Raw genomic sequence first — 15,727 nt, 5'->3', positions numbered from 1 at the left:
GATCATGACATCGCAAACCCGCTCCCAGGGCAGCCTCGGTTGGCTGCTCACGTCACCGGTGACGCGTTTTATCGCGCTTCTCGGTCTATGCGCGGCCTATATCCAGGGGCCGCTCACCAAGCTCTTCGACTTCTCCGGTGCACTCGCAGAGATGGAGCATTTCGGCCTTCATCCGGCAGCCTTCTTCGCGGTCGTCGTCATCGCGTTCGAACTGACGGCATCTGCCATGATCCTGTCCGGCTTCCTGCGTTGGCTGGGTGCGCTGGCTTTGGCCGTCTTCACGCTTCTTGCGACCCTCATCGCCCTCCGTTTCTGGGAAATGCCGTCTGGCATGGAGCGTTCCATGGCCATGAATGCCTTCTTCGAACATCTCGGCCTCGCCGGTGCGTTCGTCATCGTCGCGGCAATGGATGTCGTCAAGGGAGCGGGAAAATGAGCATCACAAAATCCTCCGGCGATAGCTTCGCACCGCTCCGCCAGCCCGTATTTTCGGTTCTGTGGGCCGCAACGGTTCTGGGCAATACCGGTAGTTTCATGCGCGACGTCGCAAGTTCGTGGTTGATGACCGACCTTTCCGCGGCCCCTGCGGCCGTCGCGATGGTGCAGGCCGCCGGCACGTTGCCGATTTTCCTGCTCGCCATTCCTGCAGGCGTCCTCTCCGACATTCTCGACCGGCGCAAATTCCTCATCGCGGTTCAGCTTCTGTTGGCGACCGTCAGTGTATCGCTAATGGCGTTATCTTACATGGGCATGCTGTCGGTCAGCGCACTGATTGGCTTGACGTTCTTGGGCGGTATCGGTGCCGCCCTCATGGGACCGACATGGCAGGCTATCGTGCCTGAACTCGTGCCGCGCGAAGATGTGAAGAGCGCCGTCGCCCTGAATTCGCTGGGCATCAATATCGCACGCTCCATCGGTCCGGCGGCCGGTGGCCTGCTGCTTGCAGCCTTTGGTGCTGCAGTGACCTACGGTGCGGATGTCGCCAGCTACGCCCTCGTCATCGCAGCGCTCATCTGGTGGCCGCGGGCCAAGGATGCGGACGACGCCTTATCGGAGGGCTTCTTTGGTGCCTTCAGGGCAGGACTGCGCTACACCCGCGCCAGCCGGCTTCTCCATGTCGTCCTGCTACGGGCTGCGATCTTCTTTGCGTTCGCCAGCGCCGTCTGGGCGCTGCTTCCGCTGGTGGCACGTCAGCTCCTTGGCGGCGACGCGAGCTTCTATGGTATCCTCCTCGGCGCGGTCGGTACTGGCGCAATTGGCGGCGCCCTTGTCATGCCGAGGCTGCGCCGGCATTTCGATGCTGATGGCCTGCTGCTCGGATCCGCCCTCGTCACGGCGCTGGTCATGGCGGCGCTCTCCCTGGCTCCGCCGCAATGGCTGGCAGTGGTCATACTGCTCTTCCTCGGTGCAGCCTGGATCACGGCTCTCACCACCCTCAACGGTGCCGCCCAGGCGGTCCTCCCGAACTGGGTGCGTGGGCGTGGACTTGCCGTCTATCTGACCGTCTTTAACGGTGCGATGACAGCCGGCAGCCTCGGTTGGGGTGCAGTCGGCGAAGTCGCCGGCGTATCGGGCACGTTACTGATCGCTGCGGGTGGACTGCTCGTGGCTGGAGTGATCATGCACTTCATCAAACTGCCGTCGGGCGATGCCGATCTGGTACCGTCAAATCATTGGCCGGAGCCACTCGTGGCAGAACCGGTCGCGCATGACCGTGGCCCGGTTCTGATCCTGATCGAGTACCACGTCGAGAAGCATCATCGTACCCCATTCCTGCACGCCCTCGGCGAACTGTCGCACGAACGACGCCGTGATGGCGCCTATGGCTGGGGCGTGACGGAAGATTCTGCCGATCCGCAAAAGATCGTCGAGTGGTTCATGGTCGAATCCTGGGCGGAACACCTCAGGCAGCACAAGCGGGTATCGCATGCCGACGCCGATCTGCAGGGCCAAGTGTTGGCCTATCATTCAGGATCCGAAAAGCCGGTTGTCAGGCATTTCCTGACCATCAACCGGCCGAGCGAAGAGTAGCCGCAACGACCGGGGAGGCGGCTTTCACCCGCCTCCCTTTTGTTGCGGAATTGGCAATTAACTCGAAACTTTTATTGTAATTGTTAGCGTAATCTCCTCGGTCCAGTATCCCTGCATAGACAGTACGCGACGCCGCGAAAACATGCAGGAGCTGACATGACCGAAGAACCTTTCCCAATCAGCCGCCGTGAGGCCCTGCTTGCCGGGGCTGTTTTCGCTGCGGACCTCATGCTTCCAATTCGTTCCACGTTCGCAGCATCCGCTGCAACCAACACCGCTGCAACCAACACCCAGGCAATCACAGGAGAAGATACCATGGGCTTTGTTACCACCGCAGACGGCACCGAAATCTTCTACAAGGACTGGGGTCCGAAGGACGCTCAGCCGATCATGTTCCATCACGGCTGGCCGCTGAGTTCGGACGACTGGGATGCGCAGATGCTATTCTTCCTGTCGAAGGGTTACCGCGTTGTCGGCCACGATCGCCGTGGCCATGGTCGATCGGCTCAGGTTTCCGAAGGGCACGACATGGACCACTATGCTGCCGACGCTTTCGCTGTCGTCGAAGCGCTCGATCTGAAGAATGCCGTCCATATCGGCCACTCAACCGGCGGAGGTGAAGTTGCCCGTTACGTGGCCAAGCATGGCCAGCCGGCAGGCCGCGTTGCCAAGGCGGTACTGGTTTCCGCTGTGCCGCCACTGATGCTCAAGACCCCCTCCAATCCTGAGGGTCTGCCGATCGAAGTCTTCGATGGCTTCCGCTCCGCGCTGGCCTCCAACCGGGCGCAATTCTTCCGCGATGTCCCAGCCGGCCCGTTCTACGGGTTCAATCGCGCGGGTGCGGCCGTCCAGGACGGCGTGATCCAGAACTGGTGGCGGCAGGGTATGATGGGCGGTGCCAAGGCGCACTACGACGGCATCAAGGCCTTTTCCGAGACCGACCAGACCGAAGACCTCAAGGCAATTGGTGTTCCGACACTCGTTCTCCATGGTGAAGATGACCAGATCGTGCCGATCGCGGACGCAGCATTGAAAGCCATTAAGCTCCTGAAGAACGGCACGCTGAAAACCTACCCCGGCTTCTCGCACGGCATGCTGACCGTCAATGCCGACGTCCTCAATGCCGACTTGCTCGCCTTTATCGAGGCTTAACGCTTAAAGCCTGGGATGCGGCAATCTACTGTCGCATCTCTTCCCAAATCGCGGCGGACGACTTCCTCATCGATAACCGTCTCTATCGGCCTCAAGGGAGAAGCTCAGGAACGGCCTTTCAATGATGCGAGCGCCGGTCGAGTCTAGAGACGTAACAATTTGCCCCGGTCGACATTAGCCCGGTAACGATCACAAGCCGCGCTTTTCAGGGTCATGCCTTGGAAATGAGGATGACGCTCTTGCCGCTGTCTGCGACGATCGAGCGCTGACGAAGAGGCTATGCGGTCTCGATCATCAAGGCGGGACTGATCCCAAGCAGGACTACGGTTATGATCGAAGACTTACTCAGCTTCATGTGCGGCCCTCGCGCCAGTGTCTCAGCGGCGCAACAGCGGAAGCAGTTGGTCACCCTGCCGGCGGATTTCGGCGAGGTATGGTGTATCGGAGAGGACGAAATGCGTCACGCCCAGATCCTCGTACTTGCGCAGTGAACGCGCGACGTCTGCTGCAGAGCCCACAAGCCATGTGGTGCCGGCGCCTCCGCCCCCGTATTTGCCCGGGGCAGTATAGAGGTTGTCGTCAAGGACATCACCGCGCTTATGCAGATCGAGCAATCGCTGCTGTCCGACGGCCACCGATCGTCGATGGTCATTCCAACCTGCACCTGCGTTCTTGGCCATCTCGGCTACCTTCGCTTCGGCGTCGGCCCAGGCCTGTTGCGTGGTCTCACGCACGAGTGTCGTGATGCGCAACCCGAACTCGAGAGGCGGCAGGTCGCGGTCGAGCCTCCTGCCGAGCCCCTTGAGGCGCTCGATCCGTTCGCTGACACCGTCAATCGGCTCCCCCCAGAAAAGCTGAACGTCGGCTTCAGTGGCCGACACCCGCTCTGCTGCCTGCGACGCACCGCCAAAGTAGAGTTTAGGGTGGCGACGCTTGCCGCGTATCTCTATGCGTGGCGCGACGTTCGATTGACTGACTCGAAAGTGCTGCCCCTCATAAGTGACGGTCTCTTCGGTCCAAAGCCTGCGCACGAGCCGCATGAACTCCTTCGTCCGGGCGTAGCGGTGGGCCTGATCGCCTTCGCTGTCGCCATAGGCAGAAAGATTGTCCTGACCAGAGACGATGTTAACGCGAATGCGCCCGCCGGTCAGGTGATCGAGGGTTGCCGCGGCCGACGCGAAGTTTGCTGGTCGCCAATAACCGGGGCGGACCGCAATCAGCGGCTCAAAGGTCGTGGTCCGCGCCGCAAGTGACGTCGCGACCGTGAAGGTATCGGGTCGGCCCCAGCCGGTCCCGATGAGTGCCCCCTTCCAGCCGCGTTCTTCCAGCGCCTTTGCCTGTTCGGTCAGGGTATCCAAGCTGTTGTGATGTTCGACGGCCGAATCGCCACGATGGCCAGGCTTGACGTCGTTGGGAATGTACCAGAGAAATTCGGAGTTGCCGCTCATGATGCGAATTGCCTGCGCGCTGATGGACTGAACAAACAGAGCGATAGTCGGGGAGCGGTCACGCCAAAACAAAAGTGACAAGAACCGATGTGCTGCGCGTCCAGTGTCCTCACTGGTGAAGCGGTTTCGGCACAACCGAAAAACTGCGTCGTGCTACTCAATGAATGTGCGTCCGGTGTCTGATATGATTTTGGTGGTCACGCATGGATGGATTGCTTCTCAGCCTGTGTTCAATCTCGTATTTCGATGCGACCGGTTGCCCGGATCCCTTCTTTCGTTCGTGAAATCTAATTGCTATTAAGTTTATAGAGAAGATAGATTATTCTATTTTTTCACAGAGGGAGGCGATTTTGGTTCGCACACGGTCCTCAGGCGAAGCGGCTACTGGAGATCAAACCGGAGACAAGATCTCGATCACGAAACTCGGTGACGAGCCACGGCGTTCTGGTAGCTGCTCAACCGGAAAACAGTGTGCGATGGTCTATGATGTCGTGATCGTGGGCGCTGGATTTTCCGCAATTGCCAGCGTCTGCAATCTCATCGAACTGTTGCCTGCCTCCTCCTCCTCCGTCGCGGTCGTCGGCGACGATCCGGGGTTCGGGCGCGGTACTGCCTATCGGACGGAGCTTTATCTGCACCGCCTCAACGTGCCGGCGGGACGTATGAGCCTGTTTGCGGATCGACCAGAGGCGTTCGTCGATTGGCTTGCCGAGCGCAAGCGGCCCTTGGGTGCTCGCGATTTCGCCTCCCGCCAGGATTACGGCCTTTACATCCGCGACAGTCTGGCGGGGCTTCTTCGAAAGAAACCGCGCTGCCGGGTCGATTTCATCAAGGCAAAAGCGACGGGGTGCCTTGAGCGCTACAACGCGGCCCTCGGCTTTCTGTTCGGCAACGGCAAAGAGATCGCAGGTCGCAACATCGTGCTTTGCCTTGGCGTTGGAAGCGCCAAACTGCCGATTGACTTATCCGGACTGTCAGCGATTGGGGCCAGTCATGTCGTCGACAATCCCTGGCGGTTGTCCTGGCTCGGGCGCGTGGCGTCCGAAGACAGCGTCTGCATCCTCGGTTCGGGGCTGACGATGATCGATCAGCTTCTCGCTCTTCATGCTCACGGCTTCAAGGGTCATATCGATGTCATCTCGAGGCGCGGTCTTGCACCACTTGGCCACGTGCGTGCACCGAAGCCGCCGGCAGAACTCGATGTTGCGACGCTGCCGACCAGATTGAGCGAACTCATGAGGACACTGCGCCGGGAAAGCAGACTTGCCGATGATTGGCGCAGCATCATGGACGGCCTGCGTCCGCAGACTCAGACGCTTTGGCAACGGTTGCCGCTGTCCGAACGAAGCCGGTTTTTGCGCCACGCTCTGCCGTGGTGGAACATCCATCGACACCGGGTCGCCCCTGATGTCTTCGAGCGATTTGAGGAGATAACAAGAAGCGGGCAGATCGCGCTCCACGCGGGTTACCTGCTCAACGTCGAAGATGGAGATCGGCTCACGCTTTGCTATCGAGCCAGGGGGCGGCGCGATGTCCGGTCCATTCAGAGCGATTGGATCGTGAACTGCACCGGCATGGAACGGGCAGGTATCGCGCATTCGCCTCTATTGCGCGCGATGCAGCACCAGGGTCTGATCGTAGCCGACCCCCTTGGGCTCGGCATCATAGTCGATCCTCAGTCGCGCATCCCGAATCCGCGGAAAACGGCGCTTCCCTCTACGCCGTGGGCGCGCTGACTGCCGGCCAGTTCTGGGAAATCACCGCCGTACCTGATCTGCGGGTGCAGGCCCGCAAAGTAGCAGAAGCGATCGCGGAGCGCCTTTGGGCCACGACCGGGCAGGGCGATGGTTGAGTCGGCCGCATGCAATGTCAGGGGTGCGGCGGTATGCTGCCAAGAGCGTTTCGGGCAGCGATCGTTCTGATCATGTGGTTCTGCGGCGCGTGCGAGCGCCCCGTTATGGCGTCGCGGTGATGGCGCTCGAGCTGAAAATCACGGTTCAGGCCCGGGTTTCCGGCAAGGTCGAGGGCAAGGCTGGTAATGGCAACGGCATTGTCGATGACAACGTGGCGGACGCTCATGCCCTCCATTCCAACAGGTCTACCGGCATCGACGTCTTCGCCAAGCGAACGCAAAAGTCTGGCGTTGGTGGCAAGCCGAACCTCGATCTCTCCCAGTCCGTCCTGGATCCGCGGCACGGTAGCGATCGGTGAGCCGAGGCTTGCGGGCCTATGATGGGCGGCAAAAGCGAGCACGCGGTCGCGCGCAGAAACTGCCACGCCATGGTAGACAGCGCCGATGAGCGAGAAGAAGAAGGCTGTTGCGTGCTCTTCGCGACGCAGCGGCTCCGATGCGGGCTGTGCTTCGATGACATCCTGAAGTGGCACGACGACATTGTCGAGTATGATATCGTCGCTGGCGGTCGCGTGCATCCCCGCGGCGTTCCATGTCTTTGAGATGTGCAGGCCAGGACTGTCCGTGGGGACGAGGAAGGAAGCAAGCCGCGGCTCCTTCTCATCGGTCAGCGCCAGCAGCGATACCCATTTGAGAACCGGGATGCCGGTGACGTAGCTCTTGTGGCCGGTGATGCGCCAGCTGTCGCCCTCACGATGCGCGATCGTTTCAGGCAATGCCCCGTGAGCGGGAGAGCCAATGCCGGGCTCGGCCTGGGCGGCGTTGATCAGGGCAGGGCCCAGCCGGTTTGCCGACAGAACCCGTTCGGCGAGATGGGTAGGCCATTTTTCGTAGCGGCGAAGGCTATAGTGGCTGTTGTAGTGCATCGCAAGAACGAGCGCAGTCGAGGGTTCGCCGCGCGCGATCTCGCTTACCACTGCCTGTGCCTCGGCAAGCCCACCGCCATGGCCGCCGTGCTCGCGTGCGGTCACAAGGCCAAGCAATCCGGTCTCGAACAGACGCGTGAAGTTTTCGAAGGGAAACTCTCCCGTCGCGTCATAGTGGGCGGCACGCTCGGCAAAATCCACGGCGAGCCGCCGCGCCTTGTCCACCGGATCGGTCGGCTGCAAAAGCATGGTATCAAGTGTCCTTTTGGTTCAGGCCACAGCACGCCGGTCGAAGCCGTCGATGTGGCGGCGATCGACCCAGTCGGCGATGCTGAAGTCGGCTTCGAGAAAGCCGAAATCTCGCAGGAAATCCTTGTAGTGACCAATGGCGTCGACCAACTCCGGCTGAAGCCCGAGGCCGAGATGCCTGTGGATGTCCGGGCCATTGGCGGCGAGCACCTGCTCTTCGCTGGCGCCAGATTCCCGCGCAACGAAGCGCCTTGTCTCTTCCGGATGGGCTTCAGCCCATGTGCTTGCCTTGAAAATCGATTCCAGCAGGCGGGCGACGAGATCCGGCCGCTCGTCGGCCAGGCGTTCGTCAACCGTCAGTACGCGCGGCGAACCGGAATTGATGCGGATCTTCGCATCGGGGTGAAAGCCGAACTCGACGACCTGGACGGCACCGATGAGGTTTGCGACGTTGATGCCCGCCGTTCCCTTCACGTAGATGGCGTCCACGTCGCCGCGGAGTAGTGTGGCAACTTCCTCGCCATATGCCTGCCGGCGTTTCAACCCGAAAAGCGACGGGCCCTCCTGTGTCAAAAGCACCGAATCGGCAAGCGCGATATCGACGATCTCGACATCGCTAAGTGCCAGGTCTTCGAGCGAAAGCGCCGAAACGAGGCCCTTCAATGCGGTGGCGCGCATGAAATCGACCATGCCTTGCGGGCGGCGGGCAATGCCGAAGCGACGCCCCTTCAGATCCTTCGTCGTCTTTATGCCGGTGTCCGGCAGGGTGATGATCGCCTGAAACTCATCAGTCCAGGTGATGCCGACGAGCCGTGTCTTGCGTCCCTCCGAGCGGGCCCGGATCGGCGGCACGTTGCCGCCATGGCGGAACGACCATTCGAGCGTGTGGTTGAAATGGCTCTGGCGGATGCTGCGGTCGGGTGAATCGATGATCGACTTCAGCGTCACCCCTTCCTTGCGGAAACTCTCCTCGAGATAGCCGAGCTGCGCGGCAAGGCCGACAGGCGTCGGCACGGGGCAGCGCGTGTACCAGATTTCTGAAATGGCATCGCTTGTCATGGCGCTTTTCCTCAGTGGCGCAGGCCAGCTTGTTTCATCAGGGGAAGGACGTGCGAACCGAAGAATTCGAGATCGTCACGGAAATCGAAGAAGCTGAGCTGCAGGCCGTCGACGCCAGCCTCCTTCAGCTTGACGAACTGATCGACCACCTGTTCGGGCGAGCCGATGACACGGATGTTGCCGCCGATGGCGCGGTAGGGATCCTGGGGATCGCGCCCCTTCCAGGCCTGCGCGTCCGAATTCAGCGACTGGAAGCCCTGTGGTGAGCGATGATCGGCATGGGCAACAATTCGGTCGGCCAACTCCCAGGCCTGCTTCTCTGTCGGCCGGCAGATCACCATTGGATTGAGAAGCGTGCGGACCGTGCGGCCGACGTCGATTGCGGCGTCCTTGACCCGCTTCGTATGCGCCGGCAGCGATTGCAGGGCACTGTCGATGTCGGCACCCGTCGAACTGGTGATGAACACGATATCCGAGTAGCGGCCTGCAAAGGCAATCCCTGCATCAGAACCAGTGGCGTTGACGAGGATCGGGCGGCCGAAATTCGGCTTTGGGGTCACGAAGCCGCCGCCGAGTTTCCAGCTGCTTTCTCCTTCGAAGGAGAAATTTTCCGTGTCGCTCCACAGGCGCTGTACAACTTCCAGGAATTCGGCTGCGAGCTCATATCGCTTATCGTGTTCGATGCGTGGCCAGCCGAACATTTCATGTTCGACCGCGCGATGACCGGTCACTACGTTGATGCCCCAGCGCCCGCCGGTGATGTGATCGAGCGTTGCCCCGAACTTTGCCAGATGCAAGGGATGCCACGGGCCATAGAGCACGTGCATGGTCGAAATCAGCATGATCTTCTTGGTGAGGCCCGCCAATGCCGCCGTCGATACAAAGCTGTCCAGTGCCTGGCCGTCGAAGACGCCACCATAGCCACCCTTCGGCAGCCATTGTGACAGCGCAAAGACGAGATCGAATCCGAGTTCTTCGGCCCTCAGCGTCAGAGCCTTGTTGTAGTCGAAACGCCAGTCGGTCGATCTTTCCAGCGTCGATTGGGTCCAGCCGCCGGCCTGGATCGGCAGGAAGAGACCGAGAAGGAGCGGCTGCTTGAGCGCCTGCGACAAGGGGCTTTCGGCAAAGTCGGTCGGGGCCGCAAATTTCGGCAGGCCAACGATCGATCCGGGACGATGTTGAATGGACATGCATAGTGCTCCCGTTTGTCGGTCGTTGAATAATCAGGATGCGGCCACGTAGGCGTAGGCCAGGCTGCCGGCCACGCCTTCGCCACCAACCGTGTGATCGGAAATGCGCTTGTTATAGATCGTCAGTTCCGGCTGGCTGACGATGTCGATCGCCGGCACGTCCTCGACGAGGATCTGCTGGATCTCGCGCCACTGCGCGATGCGCTTTTCCGGATCGACTTCGACGGCAGCTGCTTCAAGCAGCTGATCGACCTTCGGATTGCTGTAGGCCGCTCCGTTTGAGAATGGCACGCCGGGCTTGAAGTTCTTGCTCCAGTAGAGGCGCTGTACGCCGACCGTCGGATCGAAGAGGTTGCTCATGCCTTCGAAGGCGAAGTCGAAGTCGCGATCCGTGTAGATGCGCTTGGTGTAGGTTGCAAAATCCTGACTGCGGACCGTCGCGTCGATGCCGACCTTGGCAAGCGCCTGACGGATGTATTCGGATCCCCGTGGATAGGTCTCGCCGCTCGGCACGTAGTCTAGATTGATGCGGGCGCGTATGCCGTCGACGCCGCGGGGGTAGCCGGCCTCATCCAGGAGTTTCTCGGCCGCGGCCAGGTCGATCGGATAGGTCTTGAGATCGGGCACATACCATTTTGCCAGATGTGGATTGATCGGGCCTGGGATAGCGGCGCCGTAGCCATAGTTGATGGTGTTCAGGATGACGTTGCGGTCAATGACATGGGCAAAGGCGCGGCGCACTCGTACGTCCTTGAAGAAAGGACGCTCGAGATTGAACTCGATGCGGCTGACGCCATTCGCATATTGGTAGCCGTTGGTCTCGAAGGCGAGCGCTTCGACGCCCTTCAGTCGCTCGAGATCGCTGAGCGGCACGGGCGTTGACGGTGCAAGGTCGATTTCGCCGGTCTCGATCGCGATCGAACGGGCGGCTGCATCCGGAATGAAGCGGACGATCAGCTGGTCGAGATAGGGGCGGGGCTGATCCCAATAGTCGGGGTTGCGTTCATAGACGATGTGGCTGCCGCGCACCCATTCCTTGAACTTGAAGGGGCCGGTGCCGATTGGCGCCAGGTTGGCCGGGTTCTCCCCAACCTTGGTACCCTCATAGACGTGGCGCGGCACGATCGGTGTTTCGGATGCGGCAAGAGCGGTAATGAGATAGGGCGCCGGCTTTGACAGTTTCAGAATGGCCGTCAGCGCGTCGGGCGTTTCGATGTCGACAAGATTGAGGAAGGTGTTGCGCCCACGCGGGTGCACCTCCTTCAGGGTCTTGATCGAGAAGGCGACATCGGCGGAGGTGAAGGGCTGCCCGTCATGCCATTTCACACCCTCGCGCAGCTTGAACGTATAGGTCAGACCATCGGGACTGACGGTCCATTGCTTGGCGAGCAACGGACGCGGGTTCAGCTCGAAATCGTAAGTAAGGAGGCCTTCCGTCGTCTTCGGCGATACGTAAACCGCATTGAACGCCGTGTGGGCGATCGTTGTCAGGACAGGTGGCTCGGCCGAGAGCAGGAGCGTTGCCGTGCCTCCGCGCGTTGCTGCAGCAAAGGCTGGAAGCCTAGCTGCTGCCGTGACGCCAATTGCGACCGAGGCAAGGAGGAAGCTGCGGCGTGTGGGTGCCGGGAATAGTGACATTTTGTTCAACCCTCATGATCTCAAAGGCCGCTTGGGCCAGGTTCGGTACCATTCCGCAGATCACTCCCGGCGTAGAGATTTTTGCCAGTCGATCACGATGATGTGGTATAAAATTCCATTATGTAGCCATAAGCGGTACGCGATTCCTAAAAGTAGATCGTAGAACGATGTCCTTTGGAATTATTTACCTGTATGGATTTGACAAAACCCACAGAATTAGTCAACTACTTACACAGGAAAACGAGGCGAAATCTTTTCTCAAGATCGCGAGGCGGGACACATGTCGGCGTACAGGCGGATCGGACGAACCATCGGCAGGACGATCATTCAGGCCGTTCCCACAATGCTTGGGATCGTCATTTTGAATTTCTTCCTGCTGAAGCTGGCACCGGGCGATGCGGCCGATGTCATGGCGGCAGAGTCGGGTTCGGCGACGGTGGAGACCATGGCCGCGTTGCGGGAGCGCTTCGGACTGGACAATCCTATCCTTGTTCAGCTGGCCAACTACCTGAACAACCTCGCGCACTTCAGCCTGGGCTTCTCCCCGCGCTACGGCATGCCTGTCGCCGATCTGATTGGTCAGCGCCTGCCCGGCACTCTTGTGCTGATGCTGGCGGCGCTGGCGATCGCAATTGCCGTCGGGCTGCTGCTCGGTTCGCTGATGGCAACCTTCTCCGGGCGTTTGCCTGACCGCATCATCTCCGTCGTTTCGCTGCTGTTTTATTCGATCCCTGGCTTCTGGATCGGTCTGATGCTGATTCTTCTGTTTTCCGTCAAGCTCGGCTGGTTGCCGAGCGGCGGCGACAGCACGATCGGCTCGCGGCTGACGGGATTGCCGGAATTGATCGACAGGGCGCGCTACATGGTGCTGCCGGCCACCTCGCTGGCACTCTTCTACCTTGCGATCTATGCACGGTTGACGCGCGCCTCGATGCTGGAGGTCAAGTCGCAGGATTTCGTGCGCACGGCACGCGCCAAGGGTGTCTCGCCCTTCGTGCTGACGACGCGCCACGTCCTGCGCAATGCCCTCATCCCCATTACGACGATGGCTGGAATGCACTTTGGCGGCATGCTGGGCGGCGCGGTCGTGGTCGAGACTGTCTATAGTTGGCCGGGACTAGGCCGGCTGGCATTCGAAGCCGTCATGGCGCGCGATTTCAGCGTGCTTCTCGGCATACTCCTGCTGTCTTCCTTCCTCGTGATCGTCGCCAATGCCGCCGTTGACCTCTTGCAGGCGTGGATCGATCCCCGAATTGGAGCAAGTCGATGAACAGTCCAAAACTTGGAACTCTTGCCGGTCGGGCGATCGACTTTGCGCCGCAGGCAAAGCTCGAGGACAGCCAGCCGGCGCCGGCCCCGCCCAAACCGCCGCGCTGGACACATATCCATGCGCCCGACGTGCGTGCGTCGGTGTCTGGCACGGCCTGGCGCGGCATGCGGCGAGAGGTGAAGGTCTTCCTAGCCAATCCCAATGCACTCTTTGGCACAGGCATCCTCCTCGCCGTTGCTCTTTCAGCTTTGTTTGCTCCACTCCTCTATCCGGGCGATCCGCTGGAGATGGTGGCGAGGCCATTCCTCTGGCCGGGCCAGAATCCAGCCTATCCGCTTGGCACCGACTCCATGGGGCGTGATGTGCTGGCCGGCATCGTCCATGGGGCGCGGATCTCCCTGACCGTTGGGCTTGCAGCCACCGCACTTGGACTGACGGCCGGGATTGCCATCGGTGCCGTCGCGGGATATTTCGGCGGCCTGGTCGACGATGTGCTTGTCAAGTTCATCGAGATATTCCAGACCATTCCGAGCTTTGTGCTGCTTGTCGTCCTCGTGGCCATTGCCCAGCCGACGACAGCAACCGTCACGGTTGCGATCGCGATCGTCAGTTGGCCGACCGTGGCGCGGCTGACCCGCGCCGAATTCAGGGCCATTCGCGAGAAGGACTACGTGCTCGCCGCCCGCAGCCTCGGCTTCGGCCATGCGCGCATCATCTTCCGAGAGATCCTGCCGAACGCCCTGCCGCCGCTGATCGTCACCTCCTCGGTGATGGTGGCAAGCGCCATTTTGATGGAATCGGCGCTTTCCTTCATGGGGCTCGGCGATCCCAACCGTGTGTCCTGGGGCTCGATGATCGGTGCGGGACGCGACGTCATCCGCACCGCCTGGTACCTGACGGCGCTGCCTGGTCTTGCGATCGTCTTCACGGTGCTTGCTCTCAACCTGATCGGCGACGGTCTCAATGATGCGCTCAACCCGCGTTTTTCGGAGGAACGCTGATGACAAAGCTCCTGCAGGTTTCCGATTTCTCGGTGCGCTTCCCGTCTGCCGAGCCTGTCAAGGGCGTCAGCTTTTTTGCAAATCCGGGCGAGATGCTGGCGATCGTCGGCGAATCCGGCTCGGGCAAGTCGCTGACGGCGCTTGGTCTGATGGGGTTGCTGCCGCGGCAGGCACGCGCCGGCGGACAGATCCTCTTCGGCGGCCGCGATCTTACAGGTCTTTCCGAACGCGAGCTGCGCCGCATTCGTGGCCGCGATATCGCGATGATCTTTCAGGAGCCGATGACATCGCTCAATCCGGTGCTGACGATCGGTGATCAGATCATGGAGGTGCTGCGCATTCACGAGAATCTGACCCGGCGCCAGGCTCGCGAGCGCGCCATCGCGCTATTGGATCTCGTCAGTATTCCGGAAGCCGCCCGTCGTATCGACGAATATCCTCACCAGCTTTCTGGCGGAATGCGCCAGCGCGTCATGATCGCGATTGCCGTTGCCTGCAATCCGAAACTTTTGATCGCCGATGAAGCCACGACCGCGCTGGACGTGACGATACAGGCGCAAGTGCTGCAACTGCTCGACAATCTTCGCGTCCAGCTGCAGATGGCCGTCATCCTTATTACCCACGATCTTGGCATCGTCGCACAATGGGCAGACCGCGTCGTCGTCATGTATGCCGGGCGCAAGATCGAGGAGGGGTTGCCCGATCAGGTGTTCGAGACGCCCTACCATCCCTATACGCACGGCCTGCTGTCGGCCTCGCCGCGCCTGAAGGCCGACTATCACTACCGTGACGGCCCGCTCTTAGAAATCCCGGGCTCGATCGTGTCAGCCGCCGGCGAGAAGGGCTGCTCCTTCCGCCCGCGCTGTCCCGTCGCGCGGCCGGCCTGCGGCTCCAGTGTCCCTCAGCTCACCGCTCTTTCGGCCGGTCGGCAGGTTGCGTGCCCCTATGTTCCAGCAATTGCGGAGGTCGCCCATGTCGCTCCTGTCGGTTGATCGGCTTTCGACCCACTATCCGGGAACCACCGGCACCGTGCGTGCTGTCGACGGCGTCTCGCTGGAGATCGCCGAAAGCGAGACGGTGGCGCTGGTCGGGGAGTCGGGCTGCGGCAAGTCCACGCTCGGCAAATCGCTGGTGCGGCTCGTCGACCCATCCTCGGGGAGTGTGACCTTCAAGGGCAGGGACGTGACCGCCATGTCCGGCAGCGAGCTGCAATCGGTCCGCCGCAGCATCCAGATGATCTTCCAGGATCCGTTCGCGTCCCTCAATCCACGGCAGACGATCCGCGCCATCCTGACTGCGCCGCTTGCCGTTCATGGCGTTGGCGAGCGCAAGCGCCGCGAGGCGATTGCGGCTCAGATGGTTGCCCATGTAGGGCTTCCCGCCGACGCACTCGATCGCTATCCGCACGAATTCTCAGGCGGTCAGCGCCAGCGCATCGGGATCGCCCGTGCCCTCATCCTGCAACCGGAACTGGTCATCTGCGACGAGCCGGTTTCAGCACTCGATCTTTCCATCCAGGCACAGATCCTCAATCTGCTGGTAGAAATGAAGACCGAGCTGTCGCTTTCCTACCTCTTCATTTCGCACGATCTTTCGGTCGTGCGCTATTTCGCCGATCGCGTGCTCGTGATGTATCTGGGGCGCATTGTCGAAAGTGCCCCGACAAGCGAGCTCTGGGCCAATGCGAAGCATCCCTACACGCAAGCGCTGCTCGCAGCCGTCCCCGATCCGTCGCGCCGCAAGCAGGCCGCGCCCATCACTGGCGATCTGCCGAGCCCGCACAATCCGCCTGCCGGTTGTCGTTTCCATACGCGCTGTCCGCTCGCAACCGCTATCTGCAGGGCCGAAGACCCGACGTTGCGCCAGTTCGGCACCGGCCACGCCGCTGCCTGTCACCACGCTCAGTAACAA

12 protein-coding genes and 1 pseudogene are annotated in these 15,727 nt (G+C 61.0%); 8 read left to right on the top strand and 5 right to left on the bottom strand.

Going from position 1 to position 15,727, the window contains the following annotated elements; translation table 11 throughout:
* Positions 1–4: 4 nt before the first annotated feature.
* From BSG20_RS16400 to BSG20_RS16390, 3 genes are all read left to right on the top strand, one after another.
* Positions 5–436, top strand: a complete 432-nt coding sequence (locus BSG20_RS16400; protein WP_072378630.1) for a DoxX family protein — start codon at positions 5–7, stop codon at positions 434–436.
* Positions 433–2,031, top strand: coding sequence for an MFS transporter (locus BSG20_RS16395; protein WP_072378628.1), 1,599 nt, complete (start codon positions 433–435; stop codon positions 2,029–2,031). The genes BSG20_RS16400 and BSG20_RS16395 overlap by 4 nt, the downstream gene beginning before the upstream one ends.
* 315 nt (positions 2,032–2,346) lie before the next feature.
* Positions 2,347–3,183, top strand: a complete 837-nt coding sequence (locus BSG20_RS16390; protein ID WP_306372247.1) for an alpha/beta fold hydrolase — start codon at positions 2,347–2,349, stop codon at positions 3,181–3,183.
* 377 nt (positions 3,184–3,560) lie between these two features.
* Here the strand turns inward: BSG20_RS16390 and BSG20_RS16385 are convergent, their stop codons facing one another.
* Positions 3,561–4,631: an LLM class flavin-dependent oxidoreductase gene (locus BSG20_RS16385; protein ID WP_072378691.1), complete on the bottom strand. Its 1,071-nt coding sequence runs from the start codon at positions 4,629–4,631 to the stop codon at positions 3,561–3,563.
* A gap of 476 nt (positions 4,632–5,107) precedes the next feature.
* On the opposite strand from BSG20_RS16385, the pseudogene BSG20_RS16380 reads away from it, so the two are divergent.
* A pseudogene (locus BSG20_RS16380) lies at positions 5,108–6,483 on the top strand (FAD/NAD(P)-binding protein).
* A gap of 17 nt (positions 6,484–6,500) precedes the next feature.
* On the opposite strand, the gene BSG20_RS16375 reads toward BSG20_RS16380, so the two are convergent.
* Genes BSG20_RS16375 through BSG20_RS16360 form a run of 4 tightly spaced genes read right to left on the bottom strand, consistent with a single transcriptional unit; the run spans position 6,501 to position 11,545 of the window.
* The gene (locus tag BSG20_RS16375) at positions 6,501–7,658 is read right to left on the bottom strand and encodes an acyl-CoA dehydrogenase family protein (protein WP_072378624.1); all 1,158 of its coding nucleotides are present in this window, start codon (positions 7,656–7,658) and stop codon (positions 6,501–6,503) included.
* 21 nt (positions 7,659–7,679) lie between these two features.
* The gene (locus BSG20_RS16370) at positions 7,680–8,717 is read right to left on the bottom strand and encodes an ABC transporter substrate-binding protein (protein ID WP_072378622.1); all 1,038 of its coding nucleotides are present in this window, start codon (positions 8,715–8,717) and stop codon (positions 7,680–7,682) included.
* 11 nt (positions 8,718–8,728) lie between these two features.
* Positions 8,729–9,907: an LLM class flavin-dependent oxidoreductase gene (locus tag BSG20_RS16365; protein WP_072378620.1), complete on the bottom strand. Its 1,179-nt coding sequence runs from the start codon at positions 9,905–9,907 to the stop codon at positions 8,729–8,731.
* A gap of 33 nt (positions 9,908–9,940) precedes the next feature.
* Entirely contained in the window at positions 9,941–11,545 is a 1,605-nt protein-coding gene (locus tag BSG20_RS16360; protein WP_072378618.1) for an ABC transporter substrate-binding protein, read from the bottom strand.
* A 280-nt stretch (positions 11,546–11,825) separates the two neighbouring features.
* On the opposite strand from BSG20_RS16360, the gene BSG20_RS16355 reads away from it, so the two are divergent.
* The 4 genes from BSG20_RS16355 to BSG20_RS16340 are packed head-to-tail and all read left to right on the top strand — an operon-like array spanning position 11,826 to position 15,724.
* Entirely contained in the window at positions 11,826–12,815 is a 990-nt protein-coding gene (locus BSG20_RS16355) for an ABC transporter permease (protein ID WP_072378617.1), read from the top strand.
* Positions 12,812–13,816 (top strand): ABC transporter permease, encoded by a 1,005-nt coding sequence (locus BSG20_RS16350; protein ID WP_072378615.1) that lies wholly within the window; start codon positions 12,812–12,814, stop codon positions 13,814–13,816. The genes BSG20_RS16355 and BSG20_RS16350 overlap by 4 nt, the downstream gene beginning before the upstream one ends.
* A complete protein-coding gene (locus BSG20_RS16345) occupies positions 13,816–14,808 on the top strand; it encodes an ABC transporter ATP-binding protein (protein ID WP_072378613.1) in 993 nt (330 codons plus the stop codon). The genes BSG20_RS16350 and BSG20_RS16345 overlap by 1 nt, the downstream gene beginning before the upstream one ends.
* On the top strand, positions 14,789–15,724 hold the full coding sequence (locus tag BSG20_RS16340; protein ID WP_072378611.1) for an ABC transporter ATP-binding protein: 936 nt from the start codon (positions 14,789–14,791) through the stop codon (positions 15,722–15,724). Before BSG20_RS16345 ends, BSG20_RS16340 begins: the two co-directional genes overlap by 20 nt.
* The last annotated feature ends 3 nt before the right edge of the window (positions 15,725–15,727 follow it).

The sequence above is a fragment of the Rhizobium tibeticum genome (assembly GCF_900110205.1).
GTDB classification, from domain to species: Bacteria; Pseudomonadota; Alphaproteobacteria; order Rhizobiales; family Rhizobiaceae; genus Rhizobium; species Rhizobium tibeticum.
The sequence above is the reverse complement of the archived record's forward strand: the minus strand, read 5'-3'. Positions and strand labels throughout refer to the sequence as shown.